The organism is Nonlabens sp. Hel1_33_55 (assembly GCF_900101765.1).
In the GTDB taxonomy this organism is placed as follows: Bacteria; Bacteroidota; Bacteroidia; order Flavobacteriales; family Flavobacteriaceae; genus Nonlabens.
Genome location: NZ_LT627735.1, coordinates 2,471,365 through 2,487,665 on the forward strand (window position 1 = coordinate 2,471,365; position 16,301 = coordinate 2,487,665).

The following is a 16,301-nucleotide window of genomic DNA, read 5'->3' on the forward strand; positions in this document are numbered from 1 at the left end:
ATAGGATGACACGCTCAAAACTACCAGAAATACCAACTTCCATTTTTGCCGAAATGACGCAGCTTGCTAATCAGCACGGTGCGATCAATATGTCGCAGGGATTTCCCAGTTTTCCAGCAAGTCAGGAATTAAAAGAACTGGCGTCACAAGCCATTCTCGAGAATCATAATCAGTATGCACCCATGATGGGATTACCGGCATTGCGGCTTGCAATCAGCCAGATGTTTGAATCGCAACACCATACTTTTTATCATCCCGATGAAGAAATTTGTGTAACTGCAGGTGCTACGCAGGCCATTTTTACCGCCATTCAAGCGACGATATTTAAGGACGACGAGGTTATCCTTTTTACTCCAGCTTATGATTGTTATGAACCATCTATAAAAGTGGCTGGTGGAGTTCCTATAAAGATTCCCATGCAGCTGCCTGAATTCACCATCGATTGGGATCAAGTGCGTGACGCCATCAACCCTAAAACCAAAATGATTATCGTCAACTCGCCACACAATCCTAGTGGAAAATTGTTGACTCACGATGATATGTTGAAACTGGAAACTATTGCAGTAGAGAATGATCTATTGGTGATGAGTGATGAAGTCTATGAGTTTATGATATTTGACGACAATGAGCATCGCAGTGCTGCTCGTTACGCTGGACTGAAAGAGCGTAGTTTTGTGATGGGCAGTTTTGGCAAGACCTTTCACGTGACTGGTTGGAAAACAGGGTTTTGTCTAGCACCACCAGCTTTGATGAAAGAATTTTTAAAAGTGCATCAACAAGTGGTTTTTTGTGTCAATCAACCCATGCAACGAGCGATTGCCACCTATTTGCAGCAACCTCAGCATTATTTGGATTTGGGTAAATTTTATCAGCGCAAGCGGGATCTATTTCTTAATCTTATAAACGATAGCAGGTTCAAATTCACGCCATCAGAAAGCACCTATTTCCAATTGCTGGACTATTCTGATATAACAGATGAAAATGATCTCGCTTTCGCGAAAGCGTTAACTATCGACCACAAGATTGCATCCATTCCAATTTCGGTTTTTATGGAAGGCCGAGATCCCAAAATGCTGCGATTTTGCTTTGCAAAGGAAGATGAAGAACTCGTTGCTGCTGCCAAGATTTTAAATGAATTGTAAACTAAGTTCTACTATTTATGAAAAAATGGGTTTTTCGTATATCAATTGCTTTTAATATCATTTTTATTCTGCTATGGTTTTGGAGCTATCTTAATAGCCCATCACGCGAATTGGGTAGATTAGAAAAGGAAATTGCTATAGGTCATTTTCAATCAGAAGATCCAATTTTTACACTTCCAAAAGGGTTAACAGTTAGAAATGTCTCTGAAAGAGGATTGAATGCCATAGGTCAATTCGAAAACAATAGATTTTCTATTATAATTACAGCAGATGATCCAAGTCTGATTAACTATGACCTACCAAAAGACAGTTTAAATATGTTTAGCAATTTTTATTCAGCGGAGATTTTAAGAAACACGTTTTGGAAAGATGATTCTGATAAATAGCCGTCAACGTCCGATGTTATTCAACAAATCAACACCGATAGTCTTTACAAAGAAAAGCAAATGCCCCAAAAACTAAAAGTTTCCCTCATTCAAACCCAGCTCATCTGGGAAGAACCACTGAAAAACATGCACGCTTTTGATCAAAAGTTGGAAGCGCTCTACGGTAAAACAGATCTTGTCATTCTACCTGAGATGTTTACAACGGGTTTTTCCATGAATCCAAAAGAAATTGCTTCATCTTACTCTATTTATGACTGGATGAAAGATCATGCAATGGCTGGCGACTTTGCCATTTACGGTAGTGTCATGTTTGAAAAGGATACTGGTGATCACTGCAATCGTGGTGTATTCATGAAACCCGACGGCGATTTTATGGTGTATGATAAGCGCCACACATTCACACTCGCTGGCGAGCATGAAGTGTATGATCGCGGTGAAAAGCCGGTGATTGCAGAATACAAGGACTGGACATTCAACCTGCAGATTTGTTATGACTTACGATTCCCTGTTTATTCTAGAAATACGCAGGATTATGATGTGCTGATTTATGTGGCGAACTGGCCTGTACCGCGTGTCAATGCTTGGGATGCTTTATTGAAGGCTCGCGCTATAGAAAATATGGCCTATTGTATAGGTGTCAATCGCGTGGGAACTGATGGAACGGGCATGGATTACAGCGGTCATTCTCAAGTTTATGATGTTTTGGGTCATGAACTATTAGAACAAGCTTGGGAAACTGAAGGAACTCAAACCGTCGAACTGGACAAAGAAAACATCCATTTAAACCGCAAGAAATTAAGGTTTTTGGAAGATCGTGATACCTTTACTCTAACTTAACAGTGGTGATATAATCCCAGTTGGCCTGCAGCGGGATTAATTCTGGATAATATACCACCTTTTCGGGTTGGCGGTTCAACAGCCAGTTTCCTGGATCGTACCTACCGTTATTATTACGATCATAGATCACTCTAATATAATAGTTCCCTGGATCGAGATATTCAAAATTATACTCGCCATTAGAATTTGCGACCTGGCTGGCAACAACTTCTAGATTTTCCATGGTAATCTGGATAATTACTGGAAAATCAGTTCCACCCTCGAGAGTTACGGGAATGTTCCCAAGGTCTGATGTGGCTCTAGTGGTAAATACATTGGTAATGGTATCTGTAGTATAGCCGTAAAAGTCTGTGATAGCGCCTGGCAACAATTTCAAATTATAGCGCTGCTCTGGCTGCACGTTAAAAGAATACGTCAATATATTTTTAAGTGAGTCCAGTCGTATTGCAAAATCCTGTGGTACAGAATCCTTGTCTATTAAGTTCATCAAAAGCGGATCGGTATCCACTATGGGCGTATTAGCAGTAAGTTGCAGTGGAGTACTAAGTGAGAACTGCCCATACTTTGCAATCTCAAGACTATCAATATCTAGATCTTCTTTTAATCGCGTAGTAAGTGTATCCTTAAAGGTTCCATAAGTAGTAGTTAATATCAAACTGTCCTGCTCAATAATGGGCTTGTACCAGTATTCTAGCGTGTCCTTCTTGTCTAGTTTGGTTGTTCTGCTCTCGCTTATAAGCGATTTATCTAGCGGTTCGATATTCAAACTATCCAGTTCGCCAAAAATCCCTACTTGAATTCGGCTTTGACCTATGTGTCTGGCTCGATCCACGCCTACATCCTGGATAGGTTGAAACATTTGGATTTCAAAGATCTCATCAGTTGGTACTTTAATGGGTTCACTAATAAAACCAATCTTATCTACTTTAGGGTCAAACTTTAAATTGCTGGATTTCTCCTTTAAAGCCAATAATCTGTAGGTACCAGCCTTAAGGTTTTCCATCGTAAAAGTGGTCAAGCTATCTAGTGTGTTTACCACGTACCTAGGTGTTTCTTTATAAATGATAGAATCGCTATAGGTGCTATCTACTTCATAGAGCATCACATTCACATAATCGTCTGCTTCCACATTGAGTGCATCGCTTATACTACCGCTAATACTCAAAGAGTCAATGTATGAACCGGTACTAAAAACATACTTAAAAAAAGGGTATGGATTACCTTCTGTATTATCGACAATACTCTGGCCAAAGTTCAACACATACGTCGTATTATCCCTCAACGTATCTGTGATCTCAATGGTCAACTTTTTAGAAACACCACCTTGTGGTTTAATCAATGGTCTGTACTCCAACGGTGGTGAAATCACCAGCTGTTTCTGGAGCTCATTGAGCTTGATGTATTCATTGAAGGTGATCTCAATCCTTTGGTTCTCAAAATTTACACTATAGTTATCTGGAAATGAGCGCAGAATCTCAGGTGGCGCCTCATCAATGGGACCACCAGTAGGTGATCCACGTTTTGCACATTGCACCAACAAAACTGCAATGACAATGGTCAATAAATAATGGCTATACTTCTTTATCACGATATTCTAAACGCTTGCAAGTTAAAGGATATTTTACACCGATATTCCCATCGTCGCCATAGAAATGCGAGTACCCTCAATTTTCAGTAATTCTCTAGCACATAAAGTCAAAGTAGTTCCCGTGGTGACGACATCATCTACCAACAAAACATGCTGGTTTTCCACAATGTTTTCATTCATGGAATAGGGTGATTTACTCTCGTCACTGCGATGCCTTTGATCCAATTGTGCCTGTTTCATTGTGTTGCGATTTTTGGTGAGCACGCTTTCGCGAAAGCGGACTCCTAATCCATCTGCAATGCATTCACCAAACTTTGTGACTTGATTATATCCTCTTTCACGCAATCTTATTGGGTGAACAGGAACTGCAACCACCAGATCAATATCTTCAAAACGTTGGTCCTGAGACATGAGACTGCCCATCCATTTACCTAAAAAGACACCTATTTCTTCCTGCTTTTGATATTTGAGCGCATGAATCAAACGCTGCACAGTTCCTATTTTTTCATAATACAACAGACTAGTTAGATGTTCTAAAGGAATACGGGCATAAAATAATTCCCGCATTTTATCGTTATGGCGCAAGTCGTTGAAAGCCAATGGTAATAGCATGCGGCACTGGGTACACAAGGTCTCCTCGCCGCTTGAAAGTGATAAATCACAACCTGTACATGTTACCGGATAAAATAGATTAACAAAATCCCGAACTAACGACTGCATAAAAATTTATAGTTTAGTATTCCTAAAGATAGAAAAGCTTATGGCAACCACACAAGACAATCGTTTTCTCAAGATCTTTTTTGCAGTCATCGTACTGTTACTCGTCCTGCTTGCTTACTGGTCATACACCACCTATCAAGAAAATGAGCAGATCAAGGGCAGTCTTACTACAGAGAAAGAAAAAATTGAGGAAGAACTCAAAAACATTTCCCTAGAATACACGGCAGAAATTGAGAAGGGAAACATGCTAAGCAACGACTTGATCGATGCCAGAGAGCGCATTACAAGACTGCGAGATAGCGTCATCAATCTTGAAGGTAGCGTTGCGGTGATGTCAAGATTGCGTCAGGAATTGGGCCGCATAAAAGAAGAGCGTGTCAAATTAAACAATCGCATTGAAGAATTAGAAGAGAGCAATAATTACCTAGTACGCGTGAACGACAGTACCATCGCGGCACTCAATAAAGAGATCATAAAAAGCGAGTTGCAGGAAGAAACCGTAAACAACCTCAACGAAAACATCAAAAAGGCATCCACACTGATTCCAACCAACCTAAAAACCGAAGGTGTCATCGTACGTAGATCAGGAAAACAAGTCGTCAACGATCGCGCTAGCCGTGTTGATGATATGAAGATATGCTTCACCTTGCCAGAAAATTCACTAGCTCCCAAAGGTGTCAATAAGCTTTACATTCAAGTGATCAACCCGCAAAATAACGTGATGGGTGCTCTTAAAACCGTGGACTTTGAAACGCAAACGCTCAAATATTCCAAAGCTGTAGAATATATTTATACCGGTGCAGAACTCGATATCTGTGAAGTCATAGGTGCAGACGTTGAAAAGATTATCCCTGGTGTTTATAGAATCAATATCTACAATGGCCCTATACGAGTAGGGAATAGCGAGATTAGTTTTAGATAGGTTTTTAAGTCTGGTAGGTTTCTAGAAAATGTTTTCGCTTTCGCGAAAGCGAAATAATCCACATCCAACTACTTCAATCCAAGCCTTTTTATAACTTTGCTAGCTATGGCAAACAACGATCAAGATCAGTTCAAGAAAGTACTCTCGCATGCAAAAGAGTATGGTTATGTATTCCAATCCAGTGAGATTTACGACGGCTTACAGGCCGTTTATGACTACGGTCAAAATGGCGCGGAATTAAAGAAAAACATACGCGAGTACTGGTGGCAAGCGATGACGCAGCTCAATCAAGACATTGTCGGGATTGATGCAGCGATTTTTATGCACCCAACGACTTGGAAAGCTTCTGGTCACGTTGATGCCTTTAACGATCCTTTGATCGACAACAAAGATTCTAAAAAGCGCTACCGCGCAGACGTTCTAATTGAGGATTATTGCGAGAAACACCTTCAAAAAGCCAATAAAGAGATTGAAAAAGCTGCCAAAAGATTTGGTGAAGATTTTGACGCTAAGCTTTACAGCGAGACCAATCCGCGAGTGGTTGGATATTTGAAAAAGTCAAAAGAACCAGTGGAGCGATTAGCAAAGCTATTGCAAGCTGAGGATCTCGCTGGAGTTAAAGCTTTGATTGAAGAACTGGATATCGCAGATCCTGATACCGGTTCAAAAAACTGGACGGATGTACGCCAATTCAACCTCATGTTTGGTACTAAAATAGGTGCCAGCGCAGACACCGCAACAGATTTGTACTTACGTCCAGAAACAGCTCAAGGGATTTTTGTCAACTTCTTAAACGTTCAAAAATCGGGTCGCATGAAGATTCCGTTTGGGATCGCACAGACTGGAAAAGCCTTTAGAAACGAGATTGTTGCACGTCAGTTCATATTCCGCCAGCGAGAATTTGAGCAGATGGAAATGCAATACTTTGTCAAGCCAGGAACTGAACTGGAATGGTTTGAGGTATGGAAAGAGAAACGCATGGCGTGGCACAATTCATTAGGATTGGGAGCTGAAAGCTACCGTTTCCATGACCATGAAAAACTAGCGCATTATGCTAATGCCGCTACTGACATTGAATTTGATTTCCCTTTTGGATTTAAGGAACTGGAAGGAATTCACTCCAGAACAGACTTTGACTTGAAGGCACATGAAGAACACAGCGGTAAAAAGCTGCAGTTCTTTGATCACGAAGAGAACAAAAACTATGTTCCATACGTGATTGAAACATCCATAGGACTTGACAGAATGTTCCTTGCGGTATTCTCTAACTCACTAATGGATGAAACTCTAGAAGATGGATCTGAACGTACAGTTCTTAAAATCCCTGCGGTTTTAGCTCCTGTAAAAGCAGCAATCCTACCATTACTTAAAAAAGACGGTCTTCCTGAAATCGCAGAAGAAATCATTGAAGATCTCAAATGGTCGATGAAAGTCCAGTATGATGAAAAGGACGCCATAGGGCGTCGTTACAGACGCCAGGACGCCAACGGGACGCCTTTTTGTATAACTATTGATCACGATACCAAAGAAGACAACGCAGTAACCGTGCGCGATCGTGATACGATGGAACAAGAACGTATTGCGATAAAAGATTTGAAATCTTACTTAGAGAAGCGTGTGGCGATGAGTGAGTGGTTGAGGAAGATATAGTGCAGGTTTTCTGAAGCAATAATTCTTCACAAAGGTTATATTTAGGTATACTTCCAAAAAATAAAGCATGCGTTTTTTCAAAAATGTAGACTCAAATCATCAACATAAATTAGCTGTCGAAGAATTAAATCGTGGAAGAGTTAATAATGCTTTAGAACTGTTAAATCAATCGTTAGAGAAACATGGCGATCATTTAGCAAGTCTGCAGTTAAGAGCGAATATCTATTCGAATTTGAATATCTGGGACAAAACATTATTAGACTATTTGAAAATTAAATCACTGGAATCGAACTTTTCCAATATAAACTTATGGATAGGCAATAGTTATTTTTTCATTAGGAATTACAAACTCGCAATAGAATATCTGTCATTGCACATTAATGTATATTCTGGTTATTTTGAAGCCTATTTAAACAGAGGCTACTCTTTCATGGCACTTGGAAAAAACAATGATGCACTTGAAGATTTTGATTGTGCGATAAATATTGTTCCCAGAAATATCCAACTTCACGTTGCCAAAGCAAACATCTTAGAGGAATTACATGAATACGAAAAAGCTTTGCAGAGTTTTGATAAAGCAATAAAACTAGAGTCAGAAGAATCATCAACTTTTAGCTCATTGTTAAATAAAATTGATTTTTTACAGAGAATCAATGAAATAGATAAAGCAATTTCAATTTTATCTGACGTAATAAATGATAATCCGTATAACCCAAGTTTATATTTAAAACGTGGAAATTTGAATAAAGCAATTGATGAATTTGAGCTAGCTAAAAAAGATTATCAAATTGTATTAAATTATGGTGTCTTTGAGGTAAAGAATTTAATAAGAACATTATCCCAGCAATAACAACTGAATCAGTAGAGAAGTCATTGAGATAATTAATTTAGAATTCTAGGGTTTGCAGAAAGCGCCTCATAGCTCATAGAGCTAAAAATAAGCCTTCAACTGCACGCTTCCCGTATGCACCGTTCTTGCCGTTTCTGAGTTACGTCCTTGATAGCTCAAGTTTAAATCAATAAAGTTGGTAACTTTTTTCTGCACCAATAGATTCCAAGTCAGGTTTTGTCCTACCTGTAATCCTTCCAGCATCTGGAAACCTACTGGTGAGAATGCCTGACCGTTGAAATCATTGTTAATATAGCGCAGCTCGCCATTGACGGCGTATTTCTGACCATTATTAAAACTCCATCCCAAACCTAAATTTTGCTGATCCAGCGTGGCCGCATTATTAATCTGATTATCCTTATTCTGGTATTCGTAAAACAGATCAATTCTATTGCTTTCGCCGAATAAGTAGGAAATCTGCGGTTTCACTAGATTCTCATTTATCTCAAAATTGCGGTTGGCAAAATTCTCACTACGGCTAGCGTTGAAACCCGTTTGTCCATTAAAAGTAAACAACCAACTCTCACCTATTTTATGAAGGAAATTGATTTGGTGGCTTTCCACTTCTGACTCAATGCTTCCTATACTTTGCAAATTCTCTGAAGTTGTGCTCAAGTAGGTATAGTTGGTGGTATAGCGTTGTTTACCACGATTGAAAAATAGGCTGTTTCTAAAACTCAGATTCAAGCCCAGTTGATCGCCACGATCATCAAACGGATTCAGATCAAATCGCTCGCCTTCACGTTCCACCATTCTATCAATTAAGTAACTGGTCTGATTATAGAATTGCGACAGGACTTTTTTGTAACCATCTTCTCCAGACCATGAAATAGGGTTGAGCGTGATGGTCTGGCTAAACTTATTCTGGTGAATAGGTAGAAAAACCTGATTGGGCAGCAAGATCCTTACATAACGCGCCTGATCCTGAAATTGTGCCACCTCAAATTCATTCAAATCTTGAATTCCATCGTTATTGTAATCGATCCATGTAAACGTTCCCTGACCAGGGTTAACCTCTAGATAGGTAAAATCCTGACGTGGTATCGTACCACTATTGGTCTCATAGGTAGTATTCCATAGGACTTTATTGCCGTAAAATTTACGGCTGTAAAGTACTCGACTGTTGAGTGAAACTTCGTTATCAATGTTGGAGTCCTCACTTTTCAGAACCCGATAATTAGCAAAAACCACAAGACTTTGAACCTCATCCTTAATGGGTTGTGACCGTACGTAATAATTATTGCTATTATTGACGCGCTGCAGGTTTCCAGACCGCAAACTATCATTCACTCTATGCCTGTAGCCTATTTCAACAAAAGTTGCCGTAGAATCACCGCGACCTGTATAGACCTCATATTCCGTAAACCGTTGTGACAGCGCTGTGAATTGTTGCGTGGCTTTATCCAGTTGTTCATTATCCTCAAGATTGAGTCGCGCTCCAACCCAATTTTTTTTAAACCACTTGAGGATCGATGCTTCGGCTCTATTGAATGTGGATTGTTGAGTGGTGGAGTTTGTAGAGAGCACGCTTCCGCGAAAGCGTGACAGCCATCCATCATTGCGCCATCTACCAGCAATATTATGTCGATTACCATTATAACGATCTGAAAATTCAAGATGCTGAAACGCATAGGTCGCAGCTATGGTTGTATCGCGCACATATTCAACACCAGTAGTGGTAAATAGTTGATCGCCTAAAGTGCTGTCCAGATTCCAATCACGATTGAACTCGATGTTATAAACACGCTCCACATTACGGAAATCTGACTGAATAAAATCTGTGTCTGCGATGATTTTGAGGGTTTGGGTGGAGTCTTGTTTGAATAAAACCTGCTCCAGACCCAACTTTGCCGCAACACCTGAATTATTGTTGTCATCTAGTCCAGAAAATCTGTTGAGGTCGTTGTTACTGGCGGCAATTTCAGTACGTATTTGAGTGGAGTTTGTTGGGTTGTATCTTGCCTTGAGACCTGCAATGGTCAAAGTTTCTGGAGCAAAAAGCTGTATGACTGGTTCAAAACTACCTTGTGGAATACCATTGATAGGATCTCGATATTCATAAATATTTGCGATCGCTTGACTGTCGATCAAGACATAATTTCCTTGATTTTCTCCCACAAAACTGAACCGCACGTTAAATAATTCCGCTTGCGGATTTTGAGAAAAAACAAATCGCGGAACTCCATTGATTACCTGCTTTACGTACTGAATTCGGTTTTCTGAAAAGTCTGCTCTTACGGCGCTAGGTGCGATAGCTAGATTAGGATCATCACCAGCAGCCACTAGAATATTGACCTGATCATCATTGAGATCTTGTTGCAACGGCTGATTTTTGGCATCACTTTCTGTGTAAGCATACGTGTCAATTTTTAGGTTTTCGCTTTCAAAACCACCTGTAACGTATCCTATAAATCGAGTGAAGTTGCGCTCACTATATTGATATTCTATGGAAATACGCATTTCACTGGTGATGGGAAACGTAGGGTTGAACCTTACCTCACCAGCATTGTAATCGATGATATAGTCAGCGTTTTCACCTCTCGTAAGCAGTATGCCGTTCACATAGACACGTTCACTTCCAGAAATCACAAGAATGAAAAGTTCACCTTGTTGTCCTACCAATTTATAAGGTCCCTGATTTCCTTCTTGGCCAGTGAACCTACTCGTGTTAAACGTACCGCGTACCAATGCGCCAGCTGCACCTGCGTATCCTGCAGATTCGTCACCAATAAGCTTAATCTGTCCAGAAATACCTTGAACGCGTTTCGTAAAATTATTGAATTGATAATCGGATTGTTGTAAATCAACATCACCAGCTCTTATGTTCCAGTTATCGCTCAAAATCTCGATAAATATTTGATCAAATTCATCCAGTCGCTGCGAATAGCCATTCTGGGTTTGCGGGACGTTGGCATCTTGAATTGATGCACGTAAAGAAACTTTATCAGAAAGCTGTCCCGTGATGCGCAAATCCAACTCAGAATCCACAACACTATTCTGATTGTTGCCAACCCGTATGCCGCGAGTAATACTTCCAGAAACCTGCAAACCATCAAAGGGTACAAACGTAGGTTTGTAGGTAGGTTTGCTTAACTCTACCAATTGTTCCTGACGGCTGTTCTTACCTAGAATAATAGAAGTATCGTATAATTTATAAGATCTAGTCAATAGCTCGTTAAGCGGTAAGTATTGTACATCAACACTATCAGTTGCTATTGCAGCTCTATCATTTAATATCAATAAAGCATTTGAATAGTCAACTGAATATTTAGTGGTGTCTATGCTTATGCCGGTTTTATCTCTCAACCTAAAAAAATTAGGGTTGACACTGATTTCATGAAAAGCTATGGTATCACTTACTTGTAGTCGTTTTTTGACAACACCGCTGTAATCCTGAGCACTCATAAGCCAGCTACTTGCAATGAATAAAAAAAGTAGCTTCCACTTCATGTGTTGATAGAACAGTTTATGCCCAAAAATATTTTAAATGATTGGGTTAATGATGGTGATACTAAGGTTTTACCGTCAGCAGCCCTTAAATTTGGTTATCAAATACAATTACAGATAACTCCATGGTTCACAAATCGCGTATTCTAGTTATAGTCCTGCTAGTCATTTCTTTCAGTTCTTGTAATAATTCAGAACAAGTGAAATCAATATATTTAGACGGTATGGAATTATCACAATTCCGCAATATTGATTTTGAGCAACTTCAAAAATCCATCGACGCAAGCGATGGTGTTGATAAGCCTATGGATGTGTTGGAAATGTATCCGCATATAGTTTTAGAATCTGGCCCAGAAACGATGACTACAACAAAGTCTTATAAAAGCCAATTCGCGGATAGTTTTCTGTTGTATACGCGTGAAGATTTAAAAGACGACTCCTATAAAGGAATCGCTATATGGATGAAATACACCACTTCCTTTACAGGTGATTTTGAAATAATTGAATTGAAAGAATCATATTTATGTTATGGAGATGATGAAAGACAAGAGTGGTCAAGTGAACCATGTCTGTAATTAACTTAAAATCTCTTTAAGTCTTGCTACAACTAGAGCACAGTCAATTGTATCCAATACATCTTCATATCCTGCAGGAACTTTATTTCCATAAATAGAAGTTGGAATTAGTGGAAACTGTTCCCGATCAACGGTAATCTGATTCTCATTAGGTTGTGAAAAGGGTGTAAATCCAGCATAAGGATGCGTGTTTCCCCAAAGCGTAATTACGGGCACACCATACATCGCTGCTAGATGACCATTCCCGGTATCTACAGCAATCATCGCGTCTAAGTTGGATATCATAGCAAGTTCCTCTTCAAAACTCATAAATCCTGCAAGATTGAAAACGTTGGAATGTGTGCCGGCAACAATCTCTAGCTTTTTGCATTCCGTAGCGCCACCACCAAAGAGAACTAGTTTTATATTACCTATTTCCAGCAGTTTACTAACTAGCTCTTTAGCTTTGTTGAGCGATAAAGATTTAGATTTGTGAGCCGCAAATGGCGCTATGCCAATCCATTTATAATTGTGGTCGCCCACTAGGCTATGTACTTTTTCTGGAATACTTAATTGTGGCAATACATCAGTAGGATTCAATTCAACCGGTAATTGCAACTTATCAAGAACATCTTGATAACGTCCTATGATCGACTTGAGCGGCTGGAAAAATTCAGGATCGCTGACTAATTTCTTTTTATCGGCGCGGCCTTTATCGATGACGGCTTTGATAGGTTTCCGAATCAATGCACGTAGTATTTTGGTACGCAGCACGTTATGGAAATCGGCAACGGCATCTGGTTGGTGCTTGCTAAGTTCTTTGGCAAGTCTTGTTAATCCTAAAACGCCTTTGTGCGCGCCGTTAACATCTGCTTCTACTAGCTCGATGTCTGGTACTTGCTGTATGATGGAGAAAAACCGCTTTCGCGAAAGCGATATCACTTCAACCTCTGGATACAATCTGCGTAAAGCCAGGAGCACGGGAACGGTCATTGCCACGTCGCCCATAGCGCTTAAACGTATCGTCAATAGTCGCTGTGGCTTCATTATTTTCTAGAGCGCAGCACTGGGTTGAGTTCATCGTCGTTGTACATCTTCATTTGCTTGTAGACTTTCATGTACTTATTGCCATGTTCAATATCGGCTAATAATTGATCTAATGCTGTGGATAGATCGACACGCTGTTCAAGTAGAATATCAAGTTTGTTCTGGCAAGCTGCTTTGTGGGCATCGCTAGCGTTACTACGATTTGCCTCTTCTTCCATATGGTAGATTTTGAGTGCAAGAATGGAAAGTCGGTCTACGGCCCATGCAGGACTTTCTGTATTGATGGTCGCGCCATCTTTAGGATTCACATCTTTATACTTTTCCAAAAAATAGCTATCAATATATTCCACCATATCTGTACGATCCTGATTGCTGGCATCTATCTGTCTTTTTAAAGTGAGTGCAGCTACGGGCTCAATATTTGGGTCACGTATGATGTCTTCATAGTGCCATTGAACGGTATCAATCCAACACTTGTGATATAATAAATGCTCGATTAATTGAGTGGATCTATCATACGGGTTTTCAAACGGCTGATCTACTGTGTTGACTGTGTGATATTTATCAATAGCTTCCTGAAAAATGGAATTGGCTTTTTTGGAGAACATAATAGCAATTTATATAGCAAATATAGAATTTCTATACCGACTGTCTACCGCAATAGCAACGCTAGAATCATCAACAGTACTGGTAAAACGAAAAGAAACTCACGTCCCATCTTATGTTTGATTACCTCAATAGATCGCACTAAAAAAATGGCTAGGGATGGAATTAAAAGCAAGACATAATTGAATTGCAATAGTAGAGTTACCGCAAGTGCACAAATACCGGAAAACACCAAAACTGAGAATCGCGGCCGTACACGCTGCTGGATGTCTACCAGTTTGAAAATATAGATCAAAAGACCCAAAGTGGCAGCTACTGCAATAAGCCAATAAATCGTGTATATGGGCGCCCATTCATCCCATAGAAATGCTAGTTTGTAATAAGAGGAGCTCCATAGTGATGAAACAAAAGGTAGTGTGACATATAGCTCTATAGTATATGCAAGCAATGCTACGCAGGATATGGCGACAAAAGGTATTACCCAGTGGTTCCACTTATTTCTAGCAAAAAGAAAAACTGCAGCAAACACAACAATGAAAAAAGCTAGCATGAGTGGCTCAATCAATACGGCAATGCTAATCCAGAAACTGCCGTCAAAAATCTTGCGTATGCTATCAATTCCTTTCTTAAGGCTTAATAGCCGTCTCAAAGAGAGCAATAGTAAAAATAGACAGGCTACCATTTGCCATTGAATTCCCGTGATTACCATGGTGAGCAACAGCATTGTAGTGGCAAACAAGCCATAGGAATTTTGTCCCGTGAGTTCATTTTTGACAATGATAAATTGGACAAGTAGCAATATCAAAGGAAGTATGGCGGCATAGATCAGAAACTCCCATTTCCACTGCGATTCAATAAAGACCAACAGAAAGACACTGCCTAAACTCAATAGCAAGATTCCCATGAGATAATGGAAAGGTTGCGATGTGCTAAAAAATCTAGAAAGCATATGGTTTTTTCACTATTTTTGTCCCCTTAAAGCAAGTTACTGCAATGAAAGATTTATTTGAGGCCATCGCCTATTTATTCGAAAATATCCTAATGGTGCCATTCAATTGGTTGCGTGAACTAGAACTTGAAAGTTGGTGGCTCGCAAATGCTTTTACCTGGGTAGCGATCATCGTACTAATATTAGCTGTAGGTTACTGGATGAAGCAACTGCGCATTTTTGACCAGAATAACGAAGAAGATCGTTCACAAACAGCGCATTCATTTTTGAAATAAGCCTATAGGTCAAAACCTATATCGGTTCTATAATACATCCTATCAAAACCTAGCTTGTCTATGTTTTCATAGGATTTTTTTGTGGCTTCATGGAAGTTCTCGCCAAAGCTGGTTACCGCAATCACACGACCACCGGCAGTGAGCGTTTTCCCATTGCTTTCTTTGGTTCCAGCATGGAATACTATACTGTCTTTTACCTCATCCAATCCTGTGATTTCCATTCCCTTTTCATAGACTTCTGGGTAGCCACCAGATACCAGCATGACCGTTGCAGCACTACGCAGGTCGAATGTAAGTTCTTCTTTGTGGAGTTCCGCTTTCGCGAAAGCGTGCAAATGAGACAGTAAATCACTGGAAACAAGCGGCAGAACCACCTCAGTCTCTGGATCGCCCATTCTAACGTTGTATTCAATGACCAAAGGCTCTCCATCCACAATCATCAACCCTATGAAGATGAAACCTTTGTAGGTAATGTTCTCTTTTTTCAAACCATCAACCGTAGGTTTGATAATGCGATCCTCGACTTTCTTCATCAGTACTTCATCTGCAAATGGCACTGGAGAAATGGCGCCCATACCTCCAGTATTTAGGCCTGTGTCGCCTTCACCTATGCGCTTGTAGTCTTTGGCAGTTGGTAATGTTTTGTAACTGTTTCCATCAGTCATGACAAACACGCTCATTTCTATACCGTCTAGAAATTCCTCGATCACAACTTTGTTAGATGCCGCGCCAAATTTCTCGCCCACTAACATTTGCTCTAGGGATTCTTTAGCTTCATCTGCATCTGCTATGATCAATACTCCTTTGCCACCTGCCAGGCCATCTGCCTTGAGAACATATGGTGGTTTAAGTGTATCTATAAATTGCATGCCTTCCTTGAGAGTATCTGCCGTAAAACTTTCATAAGCCGCTGTTGGGACATTGTTGCGCATCATGAATTCTTTTGCAAACTCTTTTGAGCCTTCCAACACCGCACCTTTTTTTGACGGCCCAATTACATTCACATGATTGAGCTGCTCATCCTGCTGGAAAAAGTCATAGATTCCTTCAACCAATGGTGCCTCTGGACCAACGACTACGATTGAAATATCCAGTTCCAGCACTTTAGTTTTGATTGCGGCAAAATCAGTAACTGGTAGGTCTAGGTTTGTTGCCAATTGTGATGTACCAGCATTACCTGGTGCGACATATAACTTTTTGAGTAAAGAACTGGCAGCAATGGATCTAGCAAAAGCATGCTCGCGACCGCCGCTACCCAAAATCAAAACATTCATAGGATGGTTGTTGAA

General features: G+C 40.1%; 15 protein-coding genes. 8 read left to right on the forward strand and 7 right to left on the reverse strand.

What is annotated here, in order from left to right:
* Nucleotides 1–5 precede the first annotated feature (5 nt).
* The 3 genes from BLO34_RS11070 to BLO34_RS11080 are packed head-to-tail and all read left to right on the forward strand — an operon-like array spanning nt 6 to nt 2,365.
* A complete protein-coding gene (locus BLO34_RS11070; protein ID WP_090755337.1) occupies nt 6–1,142 on the forward strand; it encodes a methionine aminotransferase in 1,137 nt (378 codons plus the stop codon).
* Between the two features lie 17 nt (nt 1,143–1,159).
* A complete protein-coding gene (locus BLO34_RS11075; RefSeq protein WP_090755339.1) occupies nt 1,160–1,528 on the forward strand; it encodes a hypothetical protein in 369 nt (122 codons plus the stop codon).
* Nucleotides 1,529–1,588: 60 nt separating this feature from the next.
* Complete coding sequence (locus BLO34_RS11080; protein ID WP_090755340.1) at nt 1,589–2,365, forward strand: nitrilase family protein; 777 nt, start codon at nt 1,589–1,591, stop codon at nt 2,363–2,365.
* On the opposite strand, the gene BLO34_RS11085 is transcribed toward BLO34_RS11080, so the two are convergent.
* Together BLO34_RS11085 and BLO34_RS11090 are read right to left on the reverse strand one after the other, a co-directional pair.
* Nucleotides 2,352–3,953 carry an Ig-like domain-containing protein gene (locus BLO34_RS11085; RefSeq protein ID WP_231959477.1) on the reverse strand — a complete coding sequence of 534 codons (1,602 nt, stop codon included), beginning with the start codon at nt 3,951–3,953 and terminating at the stop codon, nt 2,352–2,354. The genes BLO34_RS11080 and BLO34_RS11085 overlap by 14 nt on opposite strands.
* A gap of 33 nt (nt 3,954–3,986) precedes the next feature.
* Nucleotides 3,987–4,673, reverse strand: a complete 687-nt coding sequence (locus BLO34_RS11090; protein WP_090755342.1) for a ComF family protein — start codon at nt 4,671–4,673, stop codon at nt 3,987–3,989.
* Between the two features lie 40 nt (nt 4,674–4,713).
* Here BLO34_RS11090 and BLO34_RS11095 point away from each other — a divergent pair, with 40 nt between their 5' ends.
* The 3 genes from BLO34_RS11095 to BLO34_RS11105 all read left to right on the forward strand — a co-directional run bounded on the left by BLO34_RS11095 (nt 4,714) and on the right by BLO34_RS11105 (nt 8,095).
* On the forward strand, nt 4,714–5,595 hold the full coding sequence (locus BLO34_RS11095; RefSeq protein ID WP_090755344.1) for a hypothetical protein: 882 nt from the start codon (nt 4,714–4,716) through the stop codon (nt 5,593–5,595).
* A 105-nt stretch (nt 5,596–5,700) separates the two neighbouring features.
* Complete coding sequence (locus tag BLO34_RS11100) at nt 5,701–7,245, forward strand: glycine--tRNA ligase (RefSeq protein WP_090755345.1); 1,545 nt, start codon at nt 5,701–5,703, stop codon at nt 7,243–7,245.
* 67 nt (nt 7,246–7,312) lie between these two features.
* Nucleotides 7,313–8,095, forward strand: coding sequence for a tetratricopeptide repeat protein (locus tag BLO34_RS11105; RefSeq protein WP_090755347.1), 783 nt, complete (start codon nt 7,313–7,315; stop codon nt 8,093–8,095).
* 81 nt (nt 8,096–8,176) lie between these two features.
* Here BLO34_RS11105 and BLO34_RS11110 read toward each other — a convergent pair whose 3' ends face one another.
* Nucleotides 8,177–11,584, reverse strand: a complete 3,408-nt coding sequence (locus tag BLO34_RS11110) for a hypothetical protein (protein WP_090755348.1) — start codon at nt 11,582–11,584, stop codon at nt 8,177–8,179.
* Nucleotides 11,585–11,781: 197 nt separating this feature from the next.
* Between BLO34_RS11110 and BLO34_RS11115 the strand changes: the two genes are divergently transcribed.
* A complete protein-coding gene (locus tag BLO34_RS11115) occupies nt 11,782–12,156 on the forward strand; it encodes a hypothetical protein (protein ID WP_157686774.1) in 375 nt (124 codons plus the stop codon).
* Here the strand turns inward: BLO34_RS11115 and BLO34_RS11120 are convergent, their stop codons facing one another.
* The 3 genes from BLO34_RS11120 to BLO34_RS11130 are packed head-to-tail and all read right to left on the reverse strand — an operon-like array spanning nt 12,157 to nt 14,737.
* Entirely contained in the window at nt 12,157–13,182 is a 1,026-nt protein-coding gene (locus BLO34_RS11120; protein WP_231959479.1) for a glycosyltransferase family 9 protein, read from the reverse strand.
* Complete coding sequence (locus BLO34_RS11125) at nt 13,182–13,790, reverse strand: DUF4254 domain-containing protein (RefSeq protein WP_090755353.1); 609 nt, start codon at nt 13,788–13,790, stop codon at nt 13,182–13,184. The genes BLO34_RS11120 and BLO34_RS11125 overlap by 1 nt, the downstream gene beginning before the upstream one ends.
* Before the next feature lie 44 nt (nt 13,791–13,834).
* The gene (locus BLO34_RS11130; RefSeq protein ID WP_157686776.1) at nt 13,835–14,737 is read right to left on the reverse strand and encodes a hypothetical protein; all 903 of its coding nucleotides are present in this window, start codon (nt 14,735–14,737) and stop codon (nt 13,835–13,837) included.
* A 44-nt stretch (nt 14,738–14,781) separates the two neighbouring features.
* On the opposite strand from BLO34_RS11130, the gene BLO34_RS11135 reads away from it, so the two are divergent.
* Nucleotides 14,782–15,012 carry a DUF6341 family protein gene (locus BLO34_RS11135; RefSeq protein ID WP_090755356.1) on the forward strand — a complete coding sequence of 77 codons (231 nt, stop codon included), beginning with the start codon at nt 14,782–14,784 and terminating at the stop codon, nt 15,010–15,012.
* A gap of 2 nt (nt 15,013–15,014) precedes the next feature.
* On the opposite strand, the gene purD is transcribed toward BLO34_RS11135, so the two are convergent.
* On the reverse strand, nt 15,015–16,286 hold the full coding sequence (purD, locus tag BLO34_RS11140; RefSeq protein ID WP_090755358.1) for a phosphoribosylamine--glycine ligase: 1,272 nt from the start codon (nt 16,284–16,286) through the stop codon (nt 15,015–15,017).
* Nucleotides 16,287–16,301 lie beyond the last annotated feature (15 nt).

Bases quoted from the DNA above. Each gene is read 5' to 3' on its own strand.
- BLO34_RS11090 (WP_090755342.1), bottom strand. From the start codon at position 4,673: ATGCAGTCGTTAGTTCGGGATTTTGTTAATCTATTTTATCCGGTAACA.
- BLO34_RS11100 (WP_090755345.1), top strand. From the start codon at position 5,701: ATGGCAAACAACGATCAAGATCAGTTCAAGAAAGTACTCTCGCATGCA.
- BLO34_RS11125 (WP_090755353.1), bottom strand. From the start codon at position 13,790: ATGTTCTCCAAAAAAGCCAATTCCATTTTTCAGGAAGCTATTGATAAA.
- BLO34_RS11095 (WP_090755344.1), top strand. From the start codon at position 4,714: ATGGCAACCACACAAGACAATCGTTTTCTCAAGATCTTTTTTGCAGTC.
- BLO34_RS11130 (WP_157686776.1), bottom strand. From the start codon at position 14,737: ATGCTTTCTAGATTTTTTAGCACATCGCAACCTTTCCATTATCTCATG.
- BLO34_RS11070 (WP_090755337.1), top strand. From the start codon at position 6: ATGACACGCTCAAAACTACCAGAAATACCAACTTCCATTTTTGCCGAA.
- BLO34_RS11080 (WP_090755340.1), top strand. From the start codon at position 1,589: ATGCCCCAAAAACTAAAAGTTTCCCTCATTCAAACCCAGCTCATCTGG.
- BLO34_RS11110 (WP_090755348.1), bottom strand. From the start codon at position 11,584: ATGAAGTGGAAGCTACTTTTTTTATTCATTGCAAGTAGCTGGCTTATG.
- BLO34_RS11105 (WP_090755347.1), top strand. From the start codon at position 7,313: ATGCGTTTTTTCAAAAATGTAGACTCAAATCATCAACATAAATTAGCT.
- BLO34_RS11120 (WP_231959479.1), bottom strand. From the start codon at position 13,182: ATGAAGCCACAGCGACTATTGACGATACGTTTAAGCGCTATGGGCGAC.
- BLO34_RS11075 (WP_090755339.1), top strand. From the start codon at position 1,160: ATGAAAAAATGGGTTTTTCGTATATCAATTGCTTTTAATATCATTTTT.
- BLO34_RS11135 (WP_090755356.1), top strand. From the start codon at position 14,782: ATGAAAGATTTATTTGAGGCCATCGCCTATTTATTCGAAAATATCCTA.
- purD (WP_090755358.1), bottom strand. From the start codon at position 16,286: ATGAATGTTTTGATTTTGGGTAGCGGCGGTCGCGAGCATGCTTTTGCT.